The sequence below is a fragment of the Pseudomonas sp. p99-361 genome (assembly GCF_003935475.1).
In the GTDB taxonomy this organism is placed as follows: domain Bacteria; phylum Pseudomonadota; class Gammaproteobacteria; order Pseudomonadales; family Pseudomonadaceae; genus Aquipseudomonas; species Aquipseudomonas juntendi.
Window position 1 is genome coordinate 25,088 of the sequence record NZ_RHQO01000018.1, and the last position, 20,717, is coordinate 45,804.

At 54.7% G+C, this 20,717-nt stretch carries 23 protein-coding genes and 1 pseudogene; 16 read left to right on the forward strand and 8 right to left on the reverse strand.

The features are described from left to right. Positions 1-34: 34 nt before the first annotated feature. Positions 35-193, reverse strand: a complete 159-nt coding sequence (locus EGJ22_RS26120; protein ID WP_011953098.1) for a hypothetical protein — start codon at positions 191-193, stop codon at positions 35-37. A 47-nt stretch (positions 194-240) separates the two neighbouring features. Between EGJ22_RS26120 and EGJ22_RS26125 the strand changes: the two are divergent. From EGJ22_RS26125 to EGJ22_RS10835, 7 genes and pseudogenes are all read left to right on the forward strand, one after another. Continuing rightward, positions 241-576 (forward strand): annotated as a pseudogene (locus EGJ22_RS26125) (helix-turn-helix transcriptional regulator); the annotation flags it as partial. Between the two features lie 423 nt (positions 577-999). Further along, a complete protein-coding gene (locus EGJ22_RS26260; protein ID WP_015268415.1) occupies positions 1,000-2,019 on the forward strand; it encodes an ATP-binding protein in 1,020 nt (339 codons plus the stop codon). A 174-nt stretch (positions 2,020-2,193) separates the two neighbouring features. Beyond that, positions 2,194-2,448 carry an STAS-like domain-containing protein gene (locus EGJ22_RS26895; protein WP_128337688.1) on the forward strand — a complete coding sequence of 85 codons (255 nt, stop codon included), beginning with the start codon at positions 2,194-2,196 and terminating at the stop codon, positions 2,446-2,448. Between the two features lie 417 nt (positions 2,449-2,865). Next, positions 2,866-3,099: a hypothetical protein gene (locus EGJ22_RS10820; protein WP_156867445.1), complete on the forward strand. Its 234-nt coding sequence runs from the start codon at positions 2,866-2,868 to the stop codon at positions 3,097-3,099. 310 nt (positions 3,100-3,409) lie between these two features. Next, positions 3,410-4,333: a hypothetical protein gene (locus tag EGJ22_RS10825; RefSeq protein WP_011953102.1), complete on the forward strand. Its 924-nt coding sequence runs from the start codon at positions 3,410-3,412 to the stop codon at positions 4,331-4,333. Between the two features lie 220 nt (positions 4,334-4,553). After that, positions 4,554-4,763, forward strand: a complete 210-nt coding sequence (locus EGJ22_RS10830; RefSeq protein ID WP_015268418.1) for a hypothetical protein — start codon at positions 4,554-4,556, stop codon at positions 4,761-4,763. A gap of 14 nt (positions 4,764-4,777) precedes the next feature. Then, entirely contained in the window at positions 4,778-4,984 is a 207-nt protein-coding gene (locus tag EGJ22_RS10835) for a hypothetical protein (protein WP_011953104.1), read from the forward strand. Positions 4,985-5,127: 143 nt separating this feature from the next. Here the strand turns inward: EGJ22_RS10835 and EGJ22_RS26510 are convergent, their stop codons facing one another. Together EGJ22_RS26510 and EGJ22_RS10840 are read right to left on the reverse strand one after the other, a co-directional pair. Then, entirely contained in the window at positions 5,128-5,256 is a 129-nt protein-coding gene (locus tag EGJ22_RS26510) for a hypothetical protein (RefSeq protein WP_003253468.1), read from the reverse strand. A gap of 122 nt (positions 5,257-5,378) precedes the next feature. After that, positions 5,379-7,076 carry a phosphoethanolamine transferase gene (locus EGJ22_RS10840; RefSeq protein WP_003298414.1) on the reverse strand — a complete coding sequence of 566 codons (1,698 nt, stop codon included), beginning with the start codon at positions 7,074-7,076 and terminating at the stop codon, positions 5,379-5,381. Positions 7,077-7,566: 490 nt separating this feature from the next. On the opposite strand from EGJ22_RS10840, the gene EGJ22_RS10845 reads away from it, so the two are divergent. The 3 genes from EGJ22_RS10845 (at position 7,567) to EGJ22_RS10855 (ending at position 9,373) form a co-directional block, all read left to right on the forward strand. Further along, positions 7,567-7,905, forward strand: coding sequence for a zinc ribbon domain-containing protein (locus EGJ22_RS10845; RefSeq protein ID WP_071890582.1), 339 nt, complete (start codon positions 7,567-7,569; stop codon positions 7,903-7,905). A 54-nt stretch (positions 7,906-7,959) separates the two neighbouring features. Continuing rightward, positions 7,960-8,865 carry a cation diffusion facilitator family transporter gene (locus EGJ22_RS10850; protein ID WP_029886349.1) on the forward strand — a complete coding sequence of 302 codons (906 nt, stop codon included), beginning with the start codon at positions 7,960-7,962 and terminating at the stop codon, positions 8,863-8,865. 157 nt (positions 8,866-9,022) lie between these two features. Continuing rightward, entirely contained in the window at positions 9,023-9,373 is a 351-nt protein-coding gene (locus EGJ22_RS10855; RefSeq protein ID WP_011953105.1) for a DUF3147 family protein, read from the forward strand. A 32-nt stretch (positions 9,374-9,405) separates the two neighbouring features. On the opposite strand, the gene EGJ22_RS10860 is transcribed toward EGJ22_RS10855, so the two are convergent. Beyond that, the gene (locus EGJ22_RS10860; protein ID WP_011953106.1) at positions 9,406-9,732 is read right to left on the reverse strand and encodes a DUF2790 domain-containing protein; all 327 of its coding nucleotides are present in this window, start codon (positions 9,730-9,732) and stop codon (positions 9,406-9,408) included. Positions 9,733-10,421: 689 nt separating this feature from the next. On the opposite strand from EGJ22_RS10860, the gene EGJ22_RS10865 reads away from it, so the two are divergent. Continuing rightward, entirely contained in the window at positions 10,422-11,096 is a 675-nt protein-coding gene (locus EGJ22_RS10865; RefSeq protein WP_003253457.1) for a heavy metal response regulator transcription factor, read from the forward strand. Beyond that, positions 11,093-12,511, forward strand: coding sequence for a heavy metal sensor histidine kinase (locus tag EGJ22_RS10870; protein ID WP_011953107.1), 1,419 nt, complete (start codon positions 11,093-11,095; stop codon positions 12,509-12,511). Before EGJ22_RS10865 ends, EGJ22_RS10870 begins: the two co-directional genes overlap by 4 nt. 57 nt (positions 12,512-12,568) lie before the next feature. On the opposite strand, the gene EGJ22_RS10875 is transcribed toward EGJ22_RS10870, so the two are convergent. Then, on the reverse strand, positions 12,569-13,156 hold the full coding sequence (locus EGJ22_RS10875) for a hypothetical protein (RefSeq protein WP_010951442.1): 588 nt from the start codon (positions 13,154-13,156) through the stop codon (positions 12,569-12,571). Between the two features lie 266 nt (positions 13,157-13,422). Here EGJ22_RS10875 and EGJ22_RS10880 point away from each other — a divergent pair, with 266 nt between their 5' ends. Beyond that, entirely contained in the window at positions 13,423-13,644 is a 222-nt protein-coding gene (locus tag EGJ22_RS10880; RefSeq protein WP_010951443.1) for a hypothetical protein, read from the forward strand. An 82-nt stretch (positions 13,645-13,726) separates the two neighbouring features. Here EGJ22_RS10880 and EGJ22_RS10885 read toward each other — a convergent pair whose 3' ends face one another. Genes EGJ22_RS10885 through EGJ22_RS10895 form a run of 3 tightly spaced genes read right to left on the reverse strand, consistent with a single transcriptional unit; the run spans position 13,727 to position 16,543 of the window. Next, positions 13,727-15,181, reverse strand: a complete 1,455-nt coding sequence (locus tag EGJ22_RS10885) for a phospholipid carrier-dependent glycosyltransferase (RefSeq protein WP_010951444.1) — start codon at positions 15,179-15,181, stop codon at positions 13,727-13,729. Continuing rightward, positions 15,175-16,158, reverse strand: a complete 984-nt coding sequence (locus tag EGJ22_RS10890; protein WP_010951445.1) for a glycosyltransferase family 2 protein — start codon at positions 16,156-16,158, stop codon at positions 15,175-15,177. Before EGJ22_RS10890 ends, EGJ22_RS10885 begins: the two co-directional genes overlap by 7 nt. Further along, positions 16,124-16,543 (reverse strand): GtrA family protein, encoded by a 420-nt coding sequence (locus EGJ22_RS10895; RefSeq protein ID WP_010951446.1) that lies wholly within the window; start codon positions 16,541-16,543, stop codon positions 16,124-16,126. The genes EGJ22_RS10890 and EGJ22_RS10895 overlap by 35 nt, the downstream gene beginning before the upstream one ends. Positions 16,544-16,800: 257 nt before the next feature. On the opposite strand from EGJ22_RS10895, the gene EGJ22_RS10900 reads away from it, so the two are divergent. The 3 genes from EGJ22_RS10900 to EGJ22_RS10910 all read left to right on the forward strand — a co-directional run bounded on the left by EGJ22_RS10900 (position 16,801) and on the right by EGJ22_RS10910 (position 20,611). Continuing rightward, on the forward strand, positions 16,801-17,769 hold the full coding sequence (locus tag EGJ22_RS10900) for a LysR family transcriptional regulator (RefSeq protein WP_011953108.1): 969 nt from the start codon (positions 16,801-16,803) through the stop codon (positions 17,767-17,769). Positions 17,770-17,979: 210 nt separating this feature from the next. Further along, positions 17,980-19,287: an OprO/OprP family phosphate-selective porin gene (locus EGJ22_RS10905; RefSeq protein ID WP_009395904.1), complete on the forward strand. Its 1,308-nt coding sequence runs from the start codon at positions 17,980-17,982 to the stop codon at positions 19,285-19,287. A gap of 298 nt (positions 19,288-19,585) precedes the next feature. After that, positions 19,586-20,611: a hypothetical protein gene (locus EGJ22_RS10910; protein WP_011953109.1), complete on the forward strand. Its 1,026-nt coding sequence runs from the start codon at positions 19,586-19,588 to the stop codon at positions 20,609-20,611. The last annotated feature ends 106 nt before the right edge of the window (positions 20,612-20,717 follow it).

Here is a 20,717-nt window from a genome sequence, read left to right on the forward strand (position 1 = left end):
GCCACATAAAACAGGCCAAATATGGCCAGCATGATCAGTGCAATACCGCCTTTAGTCCGCCAAAAAGGTATTGCCAGATCTGTACCACGGCGATGGGCTCCATCATGATCAACTCCCAAGCTGGGTGGGAAATATCGGCCGCTGCCGTATTGTCCAGCCTAGACAACATCTCCTTGAACAGCTGTGACGCCAATCAATGCTCCTGTAAGCGTGTCGATTATTGTTGTGGTGTAGCGTCATGGCATAGATCATTTCTGGAGGTTGCTGATCCTGCTGCTGCACCAGTGGTTGCCCTTCGACAATGCGCTGGCTGCCTTGTACCCCGGCGAGGGAGTGCCCAAGCCGCTGGAGGAGTACGACGCCGGCTCCCGGTGGGGAACGCCGTCCATGCTTTCCTGCCTGGACGGCCTATACTTGCTCGACCCCTTCTACCAGGCCTGTCAGGAAGGCCTGCCCAGTGGGCTGTAACGCCTGGAGGAGATCGCTTCTGACCAGTTCCGTCAAAGCGAGTACTTCCTCAGTTACTTCCACGCCAACGCATTGGAAGACGAGGTGCAGTTCGTTCTCCAGTTGCCGGCCAAGGTAGCCTTATGCGATCTAACAGCTCAAGCCCCAGACCTGATACATGCGGTGCGGTACAGCGCTGATCGGGTCACTCTTCGCTGTTCCCCTTCCAGCTTTGCCTTTGCCCACAGCAGACGTCGGAGATGAAACTGCTCGGCGGACTCACAAACCTGCTCCAGTGCTCTCGCACAAGGCTTTGATCTGGCCATCTTTGCTTGAATGGCTGACCCGTGGCAGGGCGTTGGCCGTGTTTTCTTCGTGCGTGTTGAGCCCAAGGCGAGCGCGATCCACCATCCACAGGCCGCTACTGCCGCGCGCCAATTCTATGCCGGCACTACTCGTCAAAAAATAGGTGAGTGCTTACCCGGCAGGCAATGGGCTACTATCGAGCCCTATATCTATCCGAAAGGGTTAGCTCCGTTGCCAGGGAATTGCATGCAGGCCATCGATATTGAAAACGCGATCGTTCTTCCTTGGGGGCTTGGCTCAAGATCGCCCCATGACCTGTTTTCTGTGTGCGCAGAAATCATTAACTGCCCTGGTGACATCGTTTTAGACGCTAGCAACCTCTCGTATATCGATCCGTTAGGGATGGCCACGCTGCGAGCGTTGTTTGAAAACCAGTTGGTCCAGAAGCGAGTTTCGATGCAGTTTTTGAGCAGAGACCTGACCTCCTACCTGGCCAGGATGGATTTTTTCAAGGACATTGATGTAGAGGGTGTAGATCTATCGGGGGTAGGACGTCGAAACGACCGAAGCACCTCGTTGGTGGAAATCACCAAAATCAGCGAACACCATCAAGCAGAGGCTGCAGCCTCTCGCCTCGCTAGAGCTATTACGGGAAGGTTGACTCAATCGGACCCGGATGCCCCAGTCGACGAGCACACGGGACGGAATGAGTTTGACTCCTACCGGGGCCCTCTGGAGTATTCGCTCAAGGAGCTATTGGAAAACTCGCTTACTCACGCCCGCAGAGAGGGACGTGGTGACGCCGCCGTTTGGCTGACCTGTCAGTTTTATCCAAAATTGAACCTTGTACGCATGGCCATCGTCGATAATGGGTGTGGGTTTCTCGCGACACTGAGGAATCACCCTGAGCTTCATGACCGCACGCATTTGCACGCGATCGAGGCGGCACTCAAACCGCGAGTGAGCTGCAACCGGGGTGCGATGGCCCAGATCCTGGGTAGCGAGAACCAAGGTATCGGGTTAACAACTACCGCAAAAATTGCAGACGCGGCGGGCGGTGGTTTGATCATCGTGAGCGGCAATGGCATACATGACACAAAGCGTCGGCAGTCTCAGGAGCTGCATGATGCGCTGTGGAATGGTGTATCGATCGCGTTTAGCTGTACCCGTGAGCTGCTGCCCACCATTTCGATCAGTGACTTGCTGCCGAAGGACGATGCAGGACAGGTTGACGACGATCTCGACCTAGATCTGAATTTCCGCTAGCTCTGGCTTTTTGATAGCTCGAGGGCTAGAGTCGATCATGCAAGGAGCGGTAAATGGGAGATTCAGCGTCAACTGAAACTCTCGGGCTGCAAAAAAGGATTATGCAATACAAGGGGTTACGACATGCAAACTCAAATTCGATTAAGTAGGGATAGTTCTATCCGAACGTACGGAATGCGAGCTTCAGCGATCCCCTACCGTACCGAAATCGAACGCTCGCTCAGCAGTGGTGAGAGCGTTGTCATAGATTTCGCTGGGAACGATGTCACTCAGTCCTTCGTCGACGAGTTGATCGGGGCGCTGATTCTGAAGGAGGGTCGCCAGGTGGTATCGCGCCTTGCCTTTGAAAACTGCACCAACGATGTCAAAGGAATCATTAAATTTGTGGTCCATGATCGAGTTCGACAGCTGCAAAAAATGCCCGCGTGACGGATCCGCATTGAATTTAAGGCCCTCAATATTGAGGGCCTTTTCATTGGTGCCAGGCAAAAGATAGCCGTCTTGAGTGGCCCCCATAGCTCGCCCTGAAAAGCGAATGTCAGGGGACACACCGCAGAAAAGCGTTCTGTAGCGGAGGAATACGTGGAAAACGGAGCTTAGGTTTCCTCATTGAGATGTGTAGAAATCCATCGCGACTCACCTATGCAAAGGCTGCGAAAAGCCTGAATCTACTGGGGTATCGTGGCGTGAGATATGTGCAAAAAAATGTGCACAGCATCTGCGGATTGGAGAGCTGGCTTGGCTCCTTAAGTAAAACCATCAAGCTGCAACGGACCTGCAACTCCTGCGGCTTGAAGCAAAGCGGGTAATACCACCCCTGAGCCCTACGAGGTGGTGTTCCGGTTTTTGACCAAACGAGAGCACGCCAGGCGCGCAAATGAGCTGCACGACCAGCTGAATGAAGTGCTCGGGGTGGCCAGAAATCTCAACGATGGGCTGTACTTCGGTGGAGCAGACGTCACGGTGCTACAAGACTTTACCATGCTCGATGCGGAAGACTTCGTGCGGTACAACCTTCACGACTGGCTCAGTGTTGGGGATACCGATGAAGATGAAGAAGGTGCCGATGATGCTGACTGAGCTGCTATCGGCCTCCCCTTTAGGATCTGGGTTTGACCTTAGCTGACCGGCTGCTCTACAAACCAATTGATTTTCTCCGGAGCCGGTGTCACTGTCGCTCCAAGAATAGCCCCCACGCCTCGGGCAGGTCCCAGACCTGTACTGCGCATCAGGGGGTTAGTTGTTTCTAGGGCCCGCCCAGGTCGATCAGGCATGCTTTGGGCTGGCCTCAAACCAGTGGGTGACCACCAAAAGGGTCAGTTAGGCCTACTGCTGCCTATCCTCGCTCGTTACCATCCAGAAACCCTCTATTGATACGGTTTCAGCAAAGATGGATGTCTATAAGCTCCGCATCGAAGACACAGAAAGCAAGATCATCGACAAGGAAGGTTTCGAGGCCGAGACCTTCCGCAGAGATCCGTGGTACCAGCCTGGAAGTGCGGGCAAGCTAGCTCAGTTTGCTGTATGCCCGGCATGCGACAACCCTGTCCAGCTGGTTGGGCTGTATGAGCTACCGCCTAACGTGAAGAACCCATTCGGGAAACATGCTACTAAGAGCATTCGCGGCATCGCTCCATTTGATAGTGAGGCCCGTAACGATTGCCCGTACTTCAAGCCTCGCCAGCATAAGAAAACAGAACGAAAAACCAGGTTTGACGGCGTCCCGCGGAAGATTCTCAAGCTATTGATCGAACAGTTCGATCGCGTGGTTTACATCCTGGAGAAAGAGACCCAACTGGTCCTTTCCGAGAACGCGTTGAGAGGCATGCTGCAGCGTTACAAGGGAGAGCGTGGCTACCTCTATACCGGCGCGACGCTTCGCAATGTGCCATGGATCTTTGCTTACATGTCGGACGCCACCCGCCTGTTTGGCCAGAAGGTCAGTGGAAATGCTGAGCTGGTGAAAGCTATTGCCGCTGAGGTGCCGGGGGCGGAAATCAGCAGCACTGGTCGGCTGGAATCGAAGAAGGTGCCTGGTTCGAAGGCGGCATATTTTGATCTCAAAATGAGTTTCATCCGCCATCGAATCGTCAAAGACAGTGAAGCGTCTGGCTTGGTTGAAAGCATGGAGTTTGTAGTGTCACAGCCTCGCGGAGGTGAGCTTGAGCACATTCACAAGGAAGTCATCAAATTCGATTCGGCTTGGTTCGAATCTCTTATCCGGATGCCGGTTGATCATCCTTATCGCAGAATGGATAGAGTGAAGATGGCCCGGGAGGAACTGGGCGATCTGCTGGAGCTGACTCAGGCCTGAGGAGGCCTGCTGTAAACCACTTTTTTTCACTGTAAACCACAGTGGTTTACAGTGAAAAAAGTGGTTTACAACGTAGCTATGACACGCGCCCTGGCCACTCCCCAGGCCAGCGCGCTCCTCATTGGTTCGTTCAGCCGGACGTCGAACACCTGTGCTGCTCGGGGCCTTGCCACGCCGCGGTGTCCTATAATTCATCTTCAGCTGAGTGGAGCAAAATGTTGTGAAGCGCACATTCATTGGAATGGTCGAGGCTGGTGAGCCACTGATGAGGCAAGCGCTTGAAGCTATCCGACAGGCCCACGAAGCGGAGGCTGCTGGATTGCCAGACCTTGAGGTACAGCGTCTTCACCTATTGGCAGATTCGCTCTATCAGGCGGTCATTGATTTTCAGCTCCTCAAAGCAGGTAAACCACCGTCGACTATCCAGTGAGGACCTGCCGCTACATGACGAAAAAGATACCAGCTCTTCTCCCCGACCACCCCATGTATACCGACGCAGTGGATGCGATGAAGCAATACCACGAGGCGCAGGCTTCTGGCTCATCTGCCGAAGAGGTTGAGCGCCTGCGTCAAATCGCAGAATCACAATTTCGGGCTGTCAGCGAGTATCAGCTCAACGCTCTGGGATATCAGTCTCGTCGTCCGCACTGAAGGGATAACCGATCCGGAGGTAGCTTCAGAATCCATCAAGCCAAGCGGAAGACTCACGACGCGGTCCGATTGATCAGCGAGACGGTCGGGAGGGTTTGCACACAGCCCCAAAAAAAAAGCAGCTCCCGAGAGCTGCTTTTTTCTTACTCCCCCTTTTTGTGCTTGTGGGGTTTCAGGTCCGGATGGTCCTTCTGCTTTTCAGGGGTGACTCGCTGCCTTTTGTCCGGAGTGCCATCTTCATTGGTGCGCTTTGGGCCTGGCTTGATGCTCATGCAAAACTTCCTTTTCCGCTTGGGTTGTTGAATGCAGCTATGTAATTAGTCCAGCTTCTCTCAGCTGTCAAAGCAGGCTGGTGCAGAACCGCCTGGCCGATGATCCGGTCCACATCGAACATTCAGAGGCCAGAATAAGAGCCTCCGACAAAGGGCTTACAAGGGGCAGTGAAATCCAGCGCTGAGCGATACGAAGACGTCTGGACGTTCATCATGCCGAGCACGGTGTGGAACAGGTTGTCGTGGCTCAGCGGTGACGTGGTTTGAGCTTTCAAACAACCCACGTTGACCTTTTCGCTCTTCGCGAGCGAGTCAGACATCCAAAGTACCAACGGCACCTTTGTTTGCTCGTCAGGAGCCATCGCGTAAGGCAGCCCGTGTAGATAGAGCCCACCCTCCCCCAGCGATTCGCCGTGGTCCGAAACGTACATCAGCGCAGTGTCGAACTTGGTGTTGGCCGCCAGGATATCGATGAGATTTGCAGTCACATAATCGGTGTAGAGGATTGAGTTGTCGTAGGCATTGACCACCTCCTCCTGCTTACATTTGTCGAGCTCGTTGGTCTCGCACACCGGTGCGAATTTCTTGAATTGCGAGGGGTAGCGCTTGTAGTAGGCCGGGCCGTGACTGCCTTTGTAGTGGAGCACCAGGACAGCATCGCCTTCCTGGCGCTTGATGAAGTCTTGCATCTCCGTGAGCAGCACCCCGTCCTTACACTCCTCGCTGGTGCACAGTTGGGAATCCGCGTGAGAGGCAGCCTTGTGGTTGGGAACCCTGTCGCAGACCCCTTTGCACCCCGAGTTGTTGTCAGTCCACATGACACTGATGCCAGCGCGTTGAAGCACGTCGAGCAGCCCTTCTCGGCTCTTGGCCAAGCCATCTTTGTACTGGGCCTTACCCACGTCCAGGAACATGCATGGCAGCGAGACCGCGGTAGCGGTACCGCAGGAGCTCACGTTCGTGAAGCTAATGACATTTCGCTTTTCTAGTTCCGGATTCGTTTCACGGGAGTAGCCGTTGAGGGAGAAGTTGGCGGAGCGAGCGGTCTCTCCTACTGCCAGTACCAGCAGCCTGGGTTTACGAGCCGCACCCTGTCGATTAACTACCGCATCAGTACCAATGGCCGTCAGCGTTTTAGGTGAGGCCAGCTGACGCTTCAGGTACCCATGGCCAGCCGCAAACAAGTTGGTAGGTACCAGAATCAGCCGGATCTCCCGATTGTTGCGCAGCAAGGAGGCATACGACTGGTACTGACTCAACGCGATGCCAGATAAGGTCAACAGAGCGAGCGACAGAGCAATGAACCTGCTGACCAAAGCTTTGGCCCAAGGCTTGCGCCGGAGGGGAACCCGGGCAATCAGGTAGACGGGCAACACCCCAACCATTGCGACCCAAAGACCGAGCTTCCAATTCAGCAGCTCGGTTGCCTCAGCGACGTCGGTCTCCACAACGTTGGTGAACATTGTGTAATCGATCACGATGCCGTAGGCATTCATGAAGTAACTCGCAAAAGACGCGCTGATCAGTACCAGGCACAGTATGGGTTTGGCCAGCCGCCCCCATGACAGCAAGCTCAGAACGGTAAACACCCATGCGAATACTATGACTGGGAGGCTAGCCGCTAGCTGCCAGTTCACTTCATCGGTTTTGAATACCAGCTTCCAGAGCACGTTCCAGAGCTCAGCGTTCGCGAATAGCAGTAACCAAAAAGTCACCAGGCCGATTAGCAAATTAGTACTGATGCCTTTCTGCCGCGCATTGCGAATAGCAAAGATCCATTTGCTTAACAGGGTGTGAACAATGGATTTGGAAGGTGTCATTATCAAACTCTGGAAGCTGCTTATCCATGGCGGTAGCTATGGAGTTAGCGGGAGCTACAAGGCAAACCGTCGACAGATGCTGAGCGATTGCGCAATGTGCGGAGCGTCAGAGGCCTTAGGCCCCTAGGCGTTGGGGACGCTTAGTATGTGTGAGGCATAGGGATAAAAAGAGAAATGAATCTCGCTGAGCGCATTATTTCCGGGACCTGATAACGACACGATGACCTCGGGATTACAATGCTGACAGAAATCCAATTACTGCTGTTTTGATTGTCATTGGTCACGCTATGATCAAAATTAGGGGGATACTACCCACCAAAAGCAATGCTCCGCTCAGCTAGATAAATTTAATTTCACAAACAAAACGGTTTCGTTTTGTCGTAGGCTAATTTTGAACTTTCAATTCAACTTACAAGTCTTTCTCGCGAGCAGAATATTATTTTCAACTTTTGCTCGTTAATATGTCACCCATCAATGAGGGGCGAATACCATGAGCTTTTTCAAAAACATCCTGGGCGGGCACCATGGCCGTGGAAACCACGGTGGAGGCAAGCACCACAGCGGGGGACATGGGGCCGAGCAATATGATCGCCATGGCCGGCAGCAGGGCTGCGACGGCGGTAATCAGGTGTATGACGGCGGGCGCCCTCCCACTCCTGCCCCCATCAAAGATCTGCAGGGCTGCAGGCAGTGCCGGACGGCCAACGATCCGTCAGCACGCTTTTGTCTAAACTGCGGAACACCGCTATCGAGTGGTTGCACCGCCTGCGGCTCGCTGCTGAGTGCAGGAGCAAGATTTTGCAGTCACTGTGGCCAAGCGACGCTCTAAGGCTAGGTAGACAGGAAGGCCAACGAGACCACAACCCTGCGCAAGGAGAAATACGTGGGTTCAAATCATGACCATGGCAGCGCTGCAGTACGCGAGGGGCATCAGAAGAAGCTAATCATGGCGCTCGGCTTGACTGGCAGCTTCATGATTGCAGAAGTGATCGGTGCGTGGATTACCGGCAGCCTGGCGCTGCTGTCGGACGCATCTCACATGTTCACAGATTCTGCCGCCTTGGCGATCTCACTGATTGCACTTCAGATAGCCAAGCGGCCGGCGGATCAGAAAAGAACCTTCGGCTATGCGCGCCTGGAAATTCTGGCTTCGACGTTCAACGCCGTGCTGCTCTTCCTGGTGGCGATGTACATCTTGTATGAGGCCTACCAGCGCTTCTTCATGCCGGCGGAGATCGCTACCGGAGCGATGATGTGGATCGCAATCGCCGGCCTGATCATCAACCTAATTTCGATGCGCCTTCTGGCATCTGCGAGCAACGAAAGCCTCAACGTCAAAGGAGCCTACCTCGAAGTTTGGAGCGACATGCTCGGCTCGCTTGGCGTAATCATCGCGGCACTTATCATCCGCTTCACCGGCTGGACCTGGGTCGACACGATTGTCGCTGTGGCGATCGGCCTTTGGGTTCTGCCGCGGACGTGGCAGTTGCTTCGCGAAAGCCTGGGGATCCTCATGGAGGGTGTCCCGAGGGGGCTCGACGTTACGGCAATCGAGGCCACCATCCTCGGAGTAGATGGCGTGACGGACGTTCATGACTTGCACGTGTGGGCTGTCAGCAGTGGCAGTAACGTGATGACGTCGCACGTAGTGGTTCGGGATTCTGCAGATGGGGATGCTGTGTTGGCGGCCGTCGTGGATGCTGTCAGCGATGCATTCGAAATCCATCACTGCACCATCCAGATCGAGCGGGCAGCTTTCCACGAGAGCGTTCCCTCACCCTCGCACTGACCGATCGGTAAACACCATGCAAACACATCACCCTCCTGGCTGAGGGTGATGTTGCAAAAAAAATGCGGTGAGGGATGCCGTAAACGGCAGGAGCGCTTCAAGGGGGTTGGTGAATGGCTTCGCCTGCCCTCGTCAACAACCTCCAGAAGGCTCAGCGATGGCCTGGATCATCACGAAGTACCTACTCACTGCCGGTATAGTGATTCTCGTGTCAGAGCTGGCGAAACGCAGCGACAAGCTGGGCGGCTTGGTCGCCGCCCTACCCTTGGTCACGGTCGTGACGTTGGTCTGGCTCTATTTAGAGAACCAGAGCATGGAGAAGATCTCCAACCATGCTTGGTACACGTTCTGGTACGTGCTTCCGACCCTACCGATGTTTATTGCTTTTCCATTGCTGCTACCTAAGCTCGGCTTTTGGCCGACACTGATCAGCAGCATCCTCATCACAATGGCCAGCTTCGGAGGCTTCGCCATACTGCTGCGCCGGTTCGGCATTGAGCTTCTATGATCCGGTGGCCGCAGGGATCATCTTGATGAGTCTTAACGGCTATTAACACACTCGCCCTTCACCAGGTAGCGAACCATGTGCAGTTCGCCTTTCGAGTCTTCGTAGGTCATCATGCTTCTTACATTACCGCAGTACCGCACACTGGGTGATACATACACCAACTTACCAACGTCCAGGTCCATGCCATAGGCGTAGTCTTCTAGTTGAGGCATGGGCTTTTTTACGCGTTGAGCATAATCCGCTGTAGCCTCTCTAGCAGTACGCTCGATGCGTTTATTGATCTCCATACCGCTTTGGGCATTGGCTGTTAGTGATGTAAAGAGCAAAAACACGGCGATCGCTGATACAGTAGTGTTCATAAGAAGTCCCTTAATAAAAAAGCGCCCGTAGGGGGGCGCTAAAATTCACCTACCAAAGGAGCGTATGGTTTACAGGTGAATGCACTGGCGCGAACAACTGCTCGGTGCTCTTGCCAAGCTGCTTTGAAATGAGACAATTTCCAAAGCAGCGATGCCTCTTCCGCTGCCCTTAAACTAGCAAAGGAGGCTAACACCAAGATGATCGGGCAATTACAATTTGGACATGTAATAGATTGTAAGATAATTATTCGAGAGAATATCGAGCCGCCACGTGAACTAATTTGCAGAAAGGCGCTGCGGTTTGCGGCCGTGCATGGGGTCTGCCTGCGTGGCGCCCTCGATCCAAGGCCAGTACCAGTCCTTGCAAGCTAACGACCGAAATGCTGCCTGTCCTGGCCGATTCCACCTGCCAGGCGAATCTGTCATACACCGCCGCAGGCCCCAGAATCCGCTATGCTTAGGGGTGGAGCCTGCATGACTGTCAGAAATCTTGCGGCTACATTACAAATTTGTAGGATTTCGCCGCGGCCAGCTTCTTCGCGTTAAGATTCAAGCGTCCTCAGGTGACCCGGCGTATGGACAGAGGTAGCGACTACCACATGCCATACCCTCAGCCAAACTTTCGAACAGCCTGCAACCATAATCTTGGCGGATTAGGCCAACTCCTTCCTCACACCTTGAGATAAGTTATGCGCGTTCTAGTTGTGGAAGACGAAATTAAAACTGCCGAATATCTTCAGCAGGGCCTATCCGAAAGCGGGTATGTCGTAGATATCGTGCACAACGGTGTAGATGCTCTGCACTTGTTCAACACTAATGTCTATTCGTTGGTCCTCCTGGACGTGAACCTCCCGGGTATCGACGGCTGGGACCTGCTGGAAACCATCCGTAAGACCAGCCGGGTCCGCATCATCATGCTGACCGCCCGCGGACGCATCAATGACAAGCTCAAGGGCTTGGACGGCGGCGCGGATGACTACCTTGTGAAGCCATTCGAATTCCCTGAGCTGCTTGCTCGCATCCGTTCGCTGCAACGCCGTGGTGATGAGTTAGTCGAGAAGAGCTCGCTGAAAATTGCCGATCTGGAACTCGACTCCGTCCGCCATCGCGTCTTCCGCGGTGGCACACGCATCGATCTCACCACCAAGGAATTTGCGCTTCTGCACCTGCTCATGAGCCGAACGGGCGAAGCGCTGACTCGCTCTCAGATCATCTCGTTGGTCTGGGATATGAATTTCGATTGCGACACCAATGTCATCGATGTAGCCATCCGGCGCTTGCGCTCGAAGATCGATGACCCGTTTGAAACCAAGCTCATTCACACGCTTCGTGGCGTTGGGTACGTTTTTGAGGAACGCGCATGAGGCCATTCAGCCTGGCTGCAAAGCTGGGGTTAAAAGTTGGGTTGATGAGCGCAGCGTTGCTGCTTCTGTTCGCCACCTTTGGCTATCTGATGGTAGGCAAGGCTCTGGAAAGAAATGCCAGAGCAGACCTGGAAGTAAAGATGGCGGGGATGGCTCACAACCTGTCCACCATCCCGGACATCTCCGGCGTCAACGCGGATGCGCATCAGCTTGTCGATTTGGTCATGGGCCACAACAACCTGTATGTGAGCATATTCGATACCTCACAGAATCAGACTCCCCTGCTCTCGATTGGCTCGAAACAGGTCAATCTGGAGGTGCACAAGTTTCAGCCGGCGGCCCAGCCCAAAGAGCACGAATGGCGTGATACGCAGGACCGTCCTCTGCTGAGTGCTTCTCGAATCATGCGTTTGGGCGATGGAACAGAGGTCAGCGTCTATATGACCATGGACCAGTCATCCAGTGAGGCGCTGCTCGATGCGTTGCTGACCTGGGCCTTGATGATGTCCCCCGTCATCCTCGCACTGATCTTGGCCATTGGCTGGTGGACTGTGCGCAGAGGCCTGCTACCACTGACCAAGTTCCTCAAGATCGCCTCGAAAATCTCAACCGAGAGCCTCGACCATCGCCTTCCAACTGATGGGATGCCGGCAGAACTCAAAATGCTCGCCGACGGCATCAACATCATGCTGGCTCGCCTGGATGATGGGGTTCAGCAGCTCTCGCAGTTTTCTGACGACCTTGCTCACGAACTTCGAGCACCGCTTTCCAACCTGATGGGCAAGGCCCAGGTTGCCTTGACCAGAGAACGATCGCTTTCCGAGTACCGGGAGGTTCTGGAGTCGTGCACAGAAGAGCTGGACCGCATGAGCCGCATGGTTTCCGACATGCTGTTCTTGGCCCAGGTCAGTCATCCAGCATCAATGGTGGAGTTCGAATCCGTCTCCTTGGTCGACGAGGTTCAGCGAGTGTGCGAGCTCTTCAGCATTTCAGCAGAAGAAGGCGAGATTCAGCTGCAGATCTCCGGCAGTGATGACGTGGTGCGCGGGAATCGCCTGATGGTTCAACGTGCCGTCTCGAATCTGGTCTCGAACGCGATCCGTTACTGCCCTCGCGGCCGCACGGTCTACGTTAAGGTGCAGCATAGTGCGAGCGGTACGACGTTGAGTGTCGGCAACCCCGGCCGTGGTATTGCCAAGGAACACCACGCGCACTTGTTTGAGCGGTTCTACCGTGTGGACAAGAGCCGAGCACGGAGCGAAGGCGGTACCGGTCTTGGCTTGGCCATTGTGCAGTCGATCATGAGTCTGCACCAGGGATCGGCGAGCGTGGAGGTGACCGAAGAAAACTTCACCTGGTTCCACCTTCACTTTCCGGAAGCCCAGCAAATGCAGCCGGCAATGACCGCCGCTTAAATTGCGCAGACACGATTAGGCCCGTCAATCGACGGGCCTTTTGTTTGCCTCAATGCATCAGTGCCGAAGGACCACAGGGTCCATGGGCGACCGCAGAATCACCGACTTAATAATCTTCTGTTCGTCAGGATTGGCGTTTTTCCACAGGTGTGAGAAGTACTGAGCATTCACTTTCTCTTGAGCACTTACGCTGCCGGCGGCATCGATCAGGCGCATGGTCGAGTAGACACAGATCAGCGCCAGAATGAAGAACGCCGTGGCGACCACCATCACATAACGCTTGGCCAGCACCGGTGCCCGCTTGAGCTCCTGGATAGAGGCGTCCGCCGCCTTTGTCGCTGCTGTAAGCTCCGAGATCAGTGGCTGGATGGCGGTGTCGACTCCGCGGCATGCAGCTGAATACGCTGATGCAGCGGCGCGCAAGGCAACCTCCTCCGCGTTCGACCAAGCCTTCTCCGCCTTTCGCACCTCCTCCTGAATCTGCCGGCCGACAGCGTCCACCTGCTCCACCAGTTCGTTCGACCTCTCCAGAACAGCGCTGGAGGTGCGCGTCTGCGAGGTCAGCTCATCGAGCTGGACAGTGAGTTTTTCAGTGCAGCGGCGAAAGTCACCGATAGCAACTGCCCAGGGCTCTATGTCATTCATGGCTATCTCCTAGGGCGGCCAACAACGCCGCGCTGAATTAACGCGCTAGATATCAAAATTGTAATTTAAGAGAAAATTCGAAGTCGCCCTCGACAGTGCCGAGATAGACATGATCCTTCCAGATTTGAAGATTTAACGCATCCTATCTGCAGCCAAAATTACGGAATTGTAATTATTGACTCACCTTGTCGTTAGCTTCGCGTTCCTAAACTACAAACCAACAAAGGCCGCTAATCAGGTTGGCCTAGTATGAACCGAGGTTCACAATGAAATTTGTCAAATCTATCGCTATTGGCAGCCTGCTGCTGGGTCTCATGGGTACCGCTTACGCTGAAGGCGGCTTCGAGCGAACGAAACAGTTCAACGAGAACTTCCGAACCGAACAGGCTCGCCTATGGAGCGATGACTCTTCGGACCAGAACAAACAACAAGTCGCTCAAGAGCAAAAGAAAGAAAGCAAGGATGGTAAGGAACAAGCCGACAATTAATCGGCGGTTAAATAGGACTTCAAATGACGAAAGAAATCGACAAAAAAGCCAGGGTAAAACCTGGCTTTTTTGTGCTTGGAATTTAGCCTTCGTTCTTGCGAGGCGTTTCCGCATTGCTTTCTCCGGCCAGACCCTCGGCACCTTGTGCGGGGCGTTTCCAATGGCACAGCAGGAGCTGGCTGGCGTTCGCTTCGGTGATCGATGTGCAAGCTAGATCAGCGGGCAGACCATCCTTGCTGTCTCGCAAGCGCCTGGACAGATAGAACGAGCCATCCCGCGGCCACTTGGCAGGATCCTTGATGTTCTCGGACTTCCCGCTGCTGTAAAACTCCGACGAGTATGAGCGGCGGCCAGGATAGATCAGGGGAGCGGAATGAGCAGACTGCACATTGAGCCAGGCTTGAACCACATCCCGCTGATTCTGAGGGCGCTCCTCTAGTACCCCGGCGTAGATGATGCCCGCACCGATGATTGGCAACACCAATGCGCTCGCAGCGGCAGCCCAGGTGGTCTTCGGGCCAACTTCGCTGACCCGTGCAGACAGCAGCAATGCCCACGCTGGCAGCGCGGGTAGCAGGTAGGTCCACAGAATGTTGCCTGCAAATGTGAAGAAGACCGGTGTCGCCAAGGCCCACAGCCAGAGGTAGGCTTTGAAGCGCTGCATCGATCCACGCTTGCGGATCAACAGTGGTAGAAACAAGGCCCATGGCAGTAGCGACAATCCGAGCTGGATCCAGATGCTGCCGTACGGCTTTGCATGAGCACTACCATAGAGGTCCCCTGCCCAGTTACTGACGACGTAGCGGCTCCAGTGCTCACCAACGAAGAAGTACTCCATGAAGCCGGGCGTTTTCATCTCGGCCGCGACATACCATGGCACGGATATACCGAACATGAGTACAAGGCCGCTAATCCAGGGAAGCCTCAGTACCCGTCCCCATTCCTTGTAGATAACGAACCAGGCGAATGCCGGCGCCCCCATAAGCACCAGGGTCAGCGGCCCTTTGGCAAGCAAGCCCAGCCCGAGACCTGCGAACATCAGGTAGGCATCCGCCTTGCTGGCGCACTTCATCCAACGCCAGAAACCGTAGCTGGCCAGCAGAATCGAGAACGACAAAACAGGGTCAGTCAGCACAACACCGCTGGAGACCAGGCCAAGTGTGGTGCTGGAAAAAATAATGGCAGCCCAGATGCCGGCGTTACGAGAAATCTGCTGCGTGCCGAGTTTGATGATGATGAAACAGCTTGCCAGGTGGAGTAGCCACGCTGGGAAGCGCGCAGCGAACTCGTTAACGCCGAAGACCGTCATGCTCGCGGCCTGGGTCCAGAAGGACAACGGAGGCTTGCCCCAGAACGGTACCCCGTAGTCGAACATGGGCGTGATCCAGTCATTCAACTCGACCATCTTGCGAGCCATTTCAGCGTAACGGGCCTCAGATGTGTCCATCAGCGGGTAGATGCCCAGCCCCACCAAACGCAATAGCAAAATCGAACCCAGGACCCACCACAGCGTCCTCTCGTTCTTCAGGTTCAGCATTTCTTACCCTCGATCGAAGCCATCGAAGGGTGGAGTGACACGGGATCTGCCTTGTTGCTGTGCTTCAGGAAATAGAGAGGCCGGCGCTTCACTTCCGCGAGTGTCACGCCCAGGTACTCCCCCACCATGGCGACACCGACGCACATGAATGAAGCCATTCCGACGATCAGGTGATGGATGTCGAAACTGCCTGCCACAAGCGACGCAAGCATGTAGCAGATGCTGGAGACGAAAAGACCGAAACTGATGAGGCTGAAAATGCGCAGTGGTTTGCGAGAGAAGCTGACGATGCTCTCGATGGCCAGATTGAACAGGCCAGCTGCATTCCATTTGGTGCTCCCGGCATGGCGAACAGTGCGATTGTAGGGCAGTTCGATGGTACGAAAGCCTACCCAGCCGATCATGCCTTTGAGAATCCTGGAGCGTTCATCCAGGGCCCGCAGGGCTGCCAGCGGCGCAGGCCCAATCAATCGGAAATCGCTGACATCGGCCGGCATGTCCACCTTCTCCACCAGGCGCTGCATGACCCAGTAGTAAGCCCGGGCACTCATGCGCTTGAACCACGAATCACCGATTCTCAGGTTGCGCTGCATGTTCACCACGTCGTAGCCGCGTTGCCAGTAGTCCACCATGGCCGCGATGAGCTCTGGTGGATCCTGCAGGTCGACATCAATGAAGATCAGCGCACTGCCACGGGCATGGTCTATCCCGGCGCTCAGTGCAGCCTCTTTGCCGAAGTTGCGACTCAGGGACAGGCAACGTACAGATGACCCATCCTGATAGTGGCGAAGAATGTCGGCCGTCCGGTCATTACTGCCGTCGTCGACATAGAGGATTTCGCAGGAGACGGGTAAGCGCTTCACCACGCGGGTGATTCGCTGGTGGAACTCGGGGATGGTTTCCTCTTCCTGGAAGCAAGGGACCACGATGGTTAACAAGGGATCAGGGCGCTCGGGAAAGCGATGTAATGTCTGCATGATTGAATGTCCAAAAACGATGTGCAATGAATCCAAGTGCAGTGAGGCTTAAGGTCACTACGACTTGGGAGATGAGCGGTGACAGATTCGACTTGATGAGGAACCACATACCCACGCCATTGCCGAAGTTTGTGGTTAACGCGACCAGTGCAAACCTGACAGGCTGAAACTTACGAGAGCCATCTGCCACAAAACAGAGCGCCCTATTTCCAATGAAGCTCGCGATTGCGCCAACCATGCCGCCACAGATACTGGCCAGTAACGGAGTAACGAATTCTGTCGTAACCAGCAATAGGAACACCGCATAATGGACTCCCGTTGCTATGAAGCCGATCCCCAGATAACGAATCAGTAAGGTAGTAAGAGGTGGGGTTTGATTTTCCATGCCCAAAGCCTATGGAGGCAAAGGTGAAAAAATAGTGAACTAAATGTAAATGCGTAATTAGCCGAATCTATATATGGTAAGTAACAAGTCGGCGCACTAGGCTAGCACGCTACAATATCAGAGGGATTGCCTGAAAATTACGCTTTCGAAATAAAAGCCTTCCGATAACGCATGCATGACCCGTGGATTACAATGTTGACAAGATAAGGAAACACCGGGTGGCATTGAGATAGATTCCCCGAATTAAGGGGGACCTAATGGTTACACAAAATGAAACATATACAAGCAGCGTTGTTCCTTACAGCCCTGACATATTGGATGATTTGCCAATTGATGATCAGCTGGCCGTAGAGTTTTTCGCAACAGCACGTTGTGCCAGTTTCAAACAGGCTGCCCGAGGGCTCAATGTGCCAGTGGTAGGCCTGCGGAAACGCTTGGAGAAACTGGAAGAGCACATTGGTGCTCCCGTGTTTGTCTACAAACACAACAAGCTTGCCCTGACCCGCACAGGCGAGAGGGTCAGCCATTACCTGTGCCAGCTCTTCGGCCCAGACGGCCTTGGCAAGTCCGGTGAAAAGGAAGTCCCCAGGCTTACCATCGCGATCACAGAGCCAGTGCTGAACGACATCGTAAACCGCGATCTAGTCGCCTACGTGCGTGATCATGCCGAAATGCAGCTGGAAATCCATTCAGAATGCACAACGCAGATGCTTTCTGAGTGTGAAGTCGATGTGGGTATCGCTTTGGTGAGCCCAGATGATAAAGGCGCGCTTGATCGCCATCCTACGTATAGGTTTGAAAGGCTTGGCCGGATTGGGCACGCCCTGTTCATTTCCAGCCGCTATTCAAGAAGCGTCACCCTTCCAGTGGAGAGCTTGGATTTGCACAACTTCATGCTCGTTGTCCCTTGGGATGAAGAGATCTTGGCGGGCTCACGAAAGTGGGCATCGATAATGGCTGAGCATCAGGGCGGTACCACTCGGGTCAAGAGCTACAACCTATCACGAGGCCTTGTCGTTGGCGGTGCGTGTATTGGAGTGCTGCCCGACTACAGCCGAAAACTGGAGAGAAATATCCTACCCGTGCCGGGTTTCCTGGACGACCTGGAGGAGAAAGATGTCTATCTTGTTATCAAAACGAAGCTTGTCCGCAATCCGCAGGTTTTGGAAATTCGAAGATTGATCAAGAAGAGCTTCTTTGATAAGAAGGACTGGCTTGTTCGGTAACAGTTTTGTTAGGTTTCAAACTCCTCCGTTAACACTACAGAAACACAACTGTCATATTCGCTTGCAACCTAGTCAGAGTGCTTAGAACAAAGGCATCTTGTTACAGCGGGTGACAACCGTGGCCTGCTCCCATCTGCAAGATAAATTTAGGCCGGCGCAGGGCGAAATATAACGTCGGTAGCTAAGCACTTAACATACGAGAGGCAAGCAATGATCCGTTCTTCGAACATGCGGGAAAAGCTGTTGGCTGCCGCAATAATAGGCACATTTTCCTCGCAAGCATTCTCCGGAACAGTAACCACTGACGGAGCTGACATCGTTCTGAAGACCAAGGGCGGTCTTGAAGTATCGACTTCTGACAAGGAATTCAGTTTCAAACTGGGCGGCCGAGTTCAGGCCGACTACGGCCGTTTCGATGGTGTCTTCACCAAGAATGGCGATACCGCTGACGCAGGCTACTTCCGTCGCGCCTACCTTGAGCTCGGTGGCGTGCTGTACCGCGACTGGAAGTATCAGCTCAACTACGACCTTTCCCGCAACACGGGCAACGACTCCGACGGCTACTTCGACGAAGCCAGCCTGACCTACACGGGTTTCAAGCCGGTGCAACTGCGCTTTGGCCGTTTCTACACCGACTTCGGTCTTGAGAAAGCCACCAGTTCGAAGTGGACCACCGCCATGGAGCGGAACCTCTCGTACGACCTGGCGGACTGGATCAACGACAACGCCGGCATGGGTGTTCAAGCCACCAGCACCATCGCTGACATGGCTTATGTTTCCGGTAGCGTTTTCAGCGAAACCAATAACAACTCGGATGGCGACAGCACCAAGCGCTACAACGTACGTGGCGTGTTCGCACCGCTGCACAGTGATGGCAACGTCCTGCACGTCGGTGCTCAGTACGCTTACCGCGACCTCAAAAACAGTGCGGTCGATACCCGGATTCGTTCGCGTCTGGGCGTCCGCGGTGTAGATACCAATGGCGGCGGCGATGCCGGCACCAACGGCAACCGCATGCTGTTTGGCGGTGCTGCTGCACAAGATGGCCTGTGGAAGGACGACTCGGTCTGGGGTCTCGAAGGTGCCTGGGCCACCGGCCCGTTCTCGGTTCAAGCGGAATACCTTCGCCGCAAGCTGAAAGCTGACCAGGCCAACAACGACATGAAGGCCTCCGGTTACTACGCCCAGATGGCTTACACCCTGACCGGCGAGCCGCGTATCTACAAGCTCGATGGTGCCAAGTTCGACACTATCAAACCAGAGAACAAGGAACTGGGGGCCTGGGAAGTCTTCTACCGCTTTGACGATATCAAGGTCGAAGACGGCAACCTGGTCACCGCGGCGGACCAATCGAACGAGCGCAAGGCCAAGAGCCACACGGTGGGTGTGAACTGGTACGTCAACGAGGCGGTGAAAGTCAGTGCCAACTACATCAACGTGCGCACCGACAACAACGAGAACACCGTGGGCGACGACAGCGGCAATGCCATCGTGACCCGCCTGCAATACGTCTTCTGATCCCTCTCATCAGTCTGACGTGAGAAAGCCGGAAGCGCTCAACGTGCTTCCGGCTTTCCTGTTTCTGGAGGTGATCAAGCATGGAGCGCCCTCCTCCTACCTGCTTTCGCTTACCGATGACCGCTCTTGCCAAAGCTCGGCGAATCTGATGTGATTGCCGCGTCGGGCTTTGCATGGTGGCCGTGCAAGCAAATCAAACCTGACTCCTATTCATGATTGAACCTGATTCGACGTCCAGCTTCGCGTCTAACGGCCCTACAAGCGCAGCTACCCCAACGTCGCTCATTAGGGGATAGTCATGTCTGCAAAAAAGCTGCTTCAACCTCTCGCTGCTCAGCTGCACGCCTCGTTCTCGGCTTCTGGCCGCCCGTACTCTCATCTGCACCTCCACCAGCTGTTCCACGCGGCCATCGGCTCCGTTGCACCGCAAGTTGCCATCCAAGACAAGCTGCCAATTCAGGTCTGTCGTGACAACGAGACACGGCAGTACAACCTCTACGCGGCGGTCGAGCGGGCGAAAACGTGCTTAGGATTGACCGATCTTCAAGCAGTCGGTGTGGCTGAAGAAGTCATTGAGGTGCTACGAACTGCGGGAATCGGCGTGAACCAGGTTCGCCTGCTCCTTGACCCCTCCTTCAGCTCGAAGACTCGCAAAAAGGCCTTCAAGGCTCTCTGCAAGAACCTGGATCTGAACGAGCTAGGCGATCGCTTCGTCCCCAAGACTGCCACGTTGGCCATCGCTGCTGGTATTGCGCCGCCTCCCAAAATGTCGTGGAAGGATCGCTTCGCCCTGGCTGCAAATTCCCCCATGCGGGGGCCAAGCGAGCTCATCAGCATGGTCAACCGGGATGAGTGTTATCTGTGGGTATTCCCACCGACTGACCATCATGCGACGGCTCCAGCGACGCATGACCGTTTCTTTGGTGAAAAGACCCACCCGAGCGCAGAAATGGGCATGGGGTTCAGCATCATCGATTCCGGCTGGACCCGCCCCAAGTACCCGCTATCCAGGCAGTCACAAGAGACCTTCATCCAGTATTCGCTTTCTGCGCCGATGTGGTCCTGGCGCGCACAAAGTGACACCTGGCGCCTGGGAAACATCCTGCGTTCAAGAATCCTTGACGGGGCTCCTTGGCATAACGAGCCTCTGAGTGACGTGCTTCCGAGCGGCCTTAAATCCCTGCCCCGGATCTATGGGTGCGAAACCTGCCGAACGCTGTTCATTGAGAATCACAGCGACTACCCGGATGTACCCACTCAGTGCCAATGCGGTGAGGCGAGCAGCACGGGTGACCAAAACGAGTCATCTGCTCTCAATAGCTGATTTTCCTTACGGTGGCGGGCTGAGCCCCCCGTTAGGGATTGGCTATGGGAGCGGGATTCGCTCACCCCAAACCTGAAGGCGCCGCCACCTAACCGAGCGATATGAG

Excerpts from the sequence above, each read along its gene's own strand:
- EGJ22_RS10855 (WP_011953105.1), top strand. The coding sequence starts at position 9,023 with ATGGCCTGGATCATCACGAAGTACCTACTCACTGCCGGTATAGTGATT.
- EGJ22_RS10875 (WP_010951442.1), bottom strand. The coding sequence starts at position 13,156 with ATGAATGACATAGAGCCCTGGGCAGTTGCTATCGGTGACTTTCGCCGC.
- EGJ22_RS10870 (WP_011953107.1), top strand. The coding sequence starts at position 11,093 with ATGAGGCCATTCAGCCTGGCTGCAAAGCTGGGGTTAAAAGTTGGGTTG.
- EGJ22_RS26260 (WP_015268415.1), top strand. The coding sequence starts at position 1,000 with ATGCAGGCCATCGATATTGAAAACGCGATCGTTCTTCCTTGGGGGCTT.
- EGJ22_RS10895 (WP_010951446.1), bottom strand. The coding sequence starts at position 16,543 with ATGGAAAATCAAACCCCACCTCTTACTACCTTACTGATTCGTTATCTG.
- EGJ22_RS10865 (WP_003253457.1), top strand. The coding sequence starts at position 10,422 with ATGCGCGTTCTAGTTGTGGAAGACGAAATTAAAACTGCCGAATATCTT.
- EGJ22_RS10825 (WP_011953102.1), top strand. The coding sequence starts at position 3,410 with ATGGATGTCTATAAGCTCCGCATCGAAGACACAGAAAGCAAGATCATC.
- EGJ22_RS10900 (WP_011953108.1), top strand. The coding sequence starts at position 16,801 with ATGGTTACACAAAATGAAACATATACAAGCAGCGTTGTTCCTTACAGC.
- EGJ22_RS10890 (WP_010951445.1), bottom strand. The coding sequence starts at position 16,158 with ATGCAGACATTACATCGCTTTCCCGAGCGCCCTGATCCCTTGTTAACC.
- EGJ22_RS10860 (WP_011953106.1), bottom strand. The coding sequence starts at position 9,732 with ATGAACACTACTGTATCAGCGATCGCCGTGTTTTTGCTCTTTACATCA.
- EGJ22_RS26510 (WP_003253468.1), bottom strand. The coding sequence starts at position 5,256 with ATGAGCATCAAGCCAGGCCCAAAGCGCACCAATGAAGATGGCACTCCG.
- EGJ22_RS10905 (WP_009395904.1), top strand. The coding sequence starts at position 17,980 with ATGATCCGTTCTTCGAACATGCGGGAAAAGCTGTTGGCTGCCGCAATA.
- EGJ22_RS10840 (WP_003298414.1), bottom strand. The coding sequence starts at position 7,076 with ATGACACCTTCCAAATCCATTGTTCACACCCTGTTAAGCAAATGGATC.
- EGJ22_RS10910 (WP_011953109.1), top strand. The coding sequence starts at position 19,586 with ATGTCTGCAAAAAAGCTGCTTCAACCTCTCGCTGCTCAGCTGCACGCC.
- EGJ22_RS26895 (WP_128337688.1), top strand. The coding sequence starts at position 2,194 with ATGCGAGCTTCAGCGATCCCCTACCGTACCGAAATCGAACGCTCGCTC.
- EGJ22_RS10835 (WP_011953104.1), top strand. The coding sequence starts at position 4,778 with ATGACGAAAAAGATACCAGCTCTTCTCCCCGACCACCCCATGTATACC.
- EGJ22_RS10885 (WP_010951444.1), bottom strand. The coding sequence starts at position 15,181 with ATGCTGAACCTGAAGAACGAGAGGACGCTGTGGTGGGTCCTGGGTTCG.
- EGJ22_RS10845 (WP_071890582.1), top strand. The coding sequence starts at position 7,567 with ATGAGCTTTTTCAAAAACATCCTGGGCGGGCACCATGGCCGTGGAAAC.
- EGJ22_RS10880 (WP_010951443.1), top strand. The coding sequence starts at position 13,423 with ATGAAATTTGTCAAATCTATCGCTATTGGCAGCCTGCTGCTGGGTCTC.